The 3,234-nt window shown below is 43.7% G+C and carries 4 protein-coding genes; all 4 read right to left on the minus strand.

Annotation, left to right across the window (positions count from 1 at the left end; genetic code table 11):
• On the minus strand, window positions 1-701 hold a 701-nt coding region (locus tag ENN47_01100), incomplete at its 3' end, for a glycosyltransferase (protein ID HDP76788.1).
• An 11-nt stretch (window positions 702-712) separates the two neighbouring features.
• Window positions 713-2,008 carry an ABC transporter permease subunit gene (locus ENN47_01105; protein ID HDP76789.1) on the minus strand — a complete coding sequence of 432 codons (1,296 nt, stop codon included), beginning with the start codon at window positions 2,006-2,008 and terminating at the stop codon, window positions 713-715.
• On the minus strand, window positions 2,002-2,877 hold the full coding sequence (locus ENN47_01110; protein HDP76790.1) for a sugar ABC transporter permease: 876 nt from the start codon (window positions 2,875-2,877) through the stop codon (window positions 2,002-2,004). Before ENN47_01110 ends, ENN47_01105 begins: the two co-directional genes overlap by 7 nt.
• Window positions 2,878-2,933: 56 nt before the next feature.
• Window positions 2,934-3,234, minus strand: a 301-nt coding sequence (locus tag ENN47_01115; GenBank protein ID HDP76791.1) for a sugar ABC transporter substrate-binding protein, incomplete at its 5' end; no start/stop codon positions are given.

The raw sequence follows: 3,234 nt of genomic DNA on the forward strand, positions 1-3,234 counted from the left end.
ATATTTCCAAGCTGCTTGCCTGGATCCTTCACGTCATGAATTTTCGTACCTAAAGCAGCCTGGTATATTCTTCCTCTTGCCTCATTAATGGCAGAAGTGGTCATCCAGATATCAATTCCAAATTTGGAAACGTCGGACTTCCACGTCTCCTCAGATACGGAGATGTAATAGTCAAGCATCTCTCTGCCTACACCGAAATCTCCCCCAATAGGTTGTCTTACCTTCTTTCCATAAAGTGCCGTAGTTAGAGGGTAGCATATGCTGTTGGTTATCGTTCCGTCATACTTGTGTCGAATATAGTAGGGGGTAACGTACGCTGCGTTCTTTTCGAAGATCGGACGGGCAAGTCTATCTATCCAAAAAGGTTCTACACTTCTTAAATCCGAGTCGAGAAATACCACTGCCTGAGCGTCGAGAGTGAGGGCTTTCTCCATTATCGATCTCATTGCGCTTCCCTTTCCGGAGATCCCCCGGTATCTGAAAGAAAGCAGATCTGCTCCATCACTGGAAGCTGAATAAAAAACCTCTTCAGTATTGTCTGTCGATCCTCCGTCTGAATTGACGATACAGCCTCTCAATGATGGGAAAAACTTACCGAGACCTTTTGCTGCTGTCTCGACTACGTATTTGATAGTACTCGAGTTGTTAAAACTAGGTATTCCGATTACTATGTCATATGATTTCTGATTCAGTCCAGGCATGCTTCAACCTCCTATTCTTTTACGCCTCCGGCAGTGAATCCACTTGTCAGGTACTTCTGCATGAGGCTGAAGATAATTATGATTGGTATCGCCGAGACTACTGAAGCCGCCATCAACCTTCCCCATACTGCATGAGCCGAACCGGAGAACGCGTTCAATCCAATAGGAAGAGTGAAGAGATCCTTGTAGGATTTTAGACCAAGGAAGGCAGATGCAAACAAGTATTCATTCCATCCAATCATAAATGCATAGATATATACTGTGACAATTGCTGGAAGAGAGAGCGGAATAACAATCTTGAAGATCGCCTGTACTCTGGAACACCCATCAATAATTGCGGCTTCCTCAATCGAAAATGGTATTGTTCTGAAGTAATTTCCCAGCATGTAAAGGGAGACAGGAAGAGTCTGAATCACATAGACCATAATCAAATACATACCCGTCCCCAGAGGAGAGGAAAGAATTCCAAGTTTCACAGCCATCTGATAAAGCGGGACCATTATTACAGTGCCGCCGAACAGATACACGAAAAGAACTGATCGCTGGACTGGTCCTCTTCCCTTGAATCTAAGTCTCGAAAAGGCGTAAGCGCCCAGAATCGCAACGAAGAGACTTATCAAGGCGGAAGTTCCCGCAAAAATCAGAGAGTTTCTCAAATATTTCAAGAAGGGAAATTCGCTTGCCCTTTCTTCGAGAATTTTCGTCTTTTGATCTTCGTAGGATTTCAGCTGGGCCTTTGCATTTTCGAAACCGGAAATCAGCGATTCCTCTGTAAGAGCGTTTTCAATCTCAGCTCGCAAATCTGTAAATCGCTTCAAATCGTTTGCGCTGAAAATTGATTCCATATTCTCTTCAATCGTCTTGGCCTCTGCTGTGCCCGGAATCAGGGAATTTTCAATAAACTCTTCCTTATTTTCGACCTCAAGTCCGCTAAAGTCAATTACGAGATCTACGATGTCCCTCAGTTCTTTCTCCTTAGCCTTCAGCTGAACGTCATGAACATACTGGGTATATGCGTCAAGCGAGGCTGTTCTCTTCTCCAACTCATCTATCCTCTTCAATACAGGTTCCAGATTCGCTCGTATTATCTCGTCGCCGAAAAACTCCGTTTCGCTGCTCTGAATGAGACCAAATATCTCCAGATAGTTCCTTATCGTGAAATCGGAAAATGTTAACTTATTTGGATCGTAGTCTGCTTTAAGAGATACGTGAACCATGAAATAAAAGGGAATAAGAATAAAGAAACAGATTGTGAGAATTCCAAGAACAAACATCATTCTTTTGAAAGGTGTCTTCTTCTTTACCATTTCAACACCTTCTTGACGTATGCAGTTATCAATCCCAGCATGACAACCATGAGAATTGTTGCAATTGCAGCCGCAACTCCATACTCAGGAGAAGTTGTGCCTATTACCCTTTCATATATGAATATCGGAAGAGTACCGGCTCTTTTGCTGATCAAATACACCTCATCAAACTTGTAGAAGTTCCAGATTCCTCTCATAAGAGCTACTGCTCCCATAACGAAGAAGAGCTCGGGAAGAGTGATATTCGTAAACTTCTGCCAAGAAGTTGCTCCATCTATCTCCGCGGCCTCGTAGTAATCTTCGGGAATCGATTGGAGCCTTGACAAAAGCATCAAATAGACGAAGGGGAAGTTGCGCCAAATGTTGAAGATCGACGCAACGAGGAACGCATTGTTTGAGTTGTTAAGAAGATCGAGTTGAGGGGAAACCCATCTGAGAGTCTGACTAAAAAGCTGCATGAAGGGGCCATAGCTGGGATCAAAGATATACTTCCAGGAGAAAACTATCGAGATCAAGGGAGTAATGTACGGAAGCAAGATAATTGTTCTTACTATTGCTCTTCCCTTGAACTCTTTGTTCAGCATTAGAGCAACTCCAAGGCCCAGCAATATGCTCCCAAAGACTGTTATGAGAGTGAACCCAACGGTTATGAAGAACGACTTCCAGAATGCAGCATCTTTGAAGACTCTGACATAGTTCTCCAGGCCCACAAACGTCGAACTCGTAATACCGTAGTCGAAAAATGAAATATATATGTTGTAAGCAACGGGATACAGTATGAGTATCATCAAGAGAATAACCGTTGGCGACACCAGTTTCCAACCCAGGCTGTTTTCTTTCCTCAGAATGGAAGAGGTAACTTGCTGCATGAGATCTACCTCCAAAAAAGGAAGGCCCCGGCTCCGGGGCCTTCTCTGTCAGATGCTTATCTTCCTATCAGCTTTCTTATGTCCTCTCTCCAGAAAGTCAGGACTTGATCGGGAGTTGCGTTGTTATCGAACATCATAACGATTCCATTTCCAATTGTGAAAGCTCCGGATATCTTTCCCATTTCTGGGAAGACCCTTCCTTCAACGTAACCGAACTTCTCAATATTCTCCATGCCATAAATGATTGCCTTGATCTTTTCTGCGCCGTAGCTCTTATAAATCCCCTTTGGATCGTTCAGGAATTCTTCGCTTTCAGCTATGGAAGCTCTTGTAGGAAGCATTCCACCGGGAGCCATA

Source organism: Mesotoga infera, from assembly GCA_011045915.1.
Lineage (GTDB): Bacteria > Thermotogota > Thermotogae > Petrotogales > Kosmotogaceae > Mesotoga > Mesotoga infera_D.